At 68.7% G+C, this 892-nt stretch carries 1 pseudogene; it reads right to left on the reverse strand.

Annotation, left to right across the window (positions count from 1 at the left end):
• Positions 1–714, reverse strand: a pseudogene (locus tag AC08ON_RS05635) (peptide deformylase); the annotation flags it as partial.
• Positions 715–892 lie beyond the last annotated feature (178 nt).

An 892-nucleotide genomic window follows, 5' to 3' on the forward strand; every position in this document is an offset into this window, starting at 1 on the left:
GCCCAGGCCCTTGCCGAAGGTGTGCAGAACGGACACCCGTTCGAGGGCGGAGGACAGTTCGGTGACGACCCGGCGCGCGTCTTCGGCCTCGTTGGGCAGGGCGAAAGGGCGGGCCGGCTGCCGCAGGATCGCCTCACCCTCCTGCACGATGCCGACGGCCGCCATCTGATCGCTGGGACGTGTTCCGGTCTCCGTGGCCGGATCACGTTCCGGCACGGTGGCCCGGAAGTTCCATTCCAGTCGGTAGCGGGCGTGCAGCGGCGGCTCGGTGGTCGACCAGGTGAAGACCCGTCGGTCGCCGGAGTCGGTGCGGGCGATTGCGGTCCGCAACGGGAAGGCATCGGCGGTCATCGACGTCTCCATGCCCCAGACCACGGGATCCAGCTCGGCCGGAAAGTCCAGCCGGACCGAGAGGAAACTCGTCGGTACCCGCACGGCACGCTGGAACCACGGCCCCCACTTCTCCCTGCTCACCTGGTAGCTGTAGTTGATCCATGCCGATTCGCCGGGATAGAGCGGAAATCGTCCTCGGCTGTTCTCGAAGAGCAGCCAGACCTCCTTGAGCGCGTCCCAGTCGGTCTTGACCTGCCAGGCCATCTGCTCGCCGCCACAGTGCGCGCTGAGCTGGAGGTCCTCCCAGCGCAGCGGATCGGATCGGTACAACCGCGCGGAGCGTTCCGGATCTCCCGGGAACCGGTCGACCGATATCCGCATCAGATACCGGGTTACCGGTTCGCTGCCGGCGTTGAGAAGACGTCTTCGCTGGTGGGCGACGTACATGCTGTCGTCGTAGCGGAGTTCGGCCCGGTCCTCCTCGACGACCAGGCCCCCCGGTTCGGGGGGGGCCGGCCCGGGCCCTCGGCGACGACGGGACCGGGGGCCGGGGCCGGGT

The organism is Frankia sp. CoWAU3 (assembly GCF_977971855.1).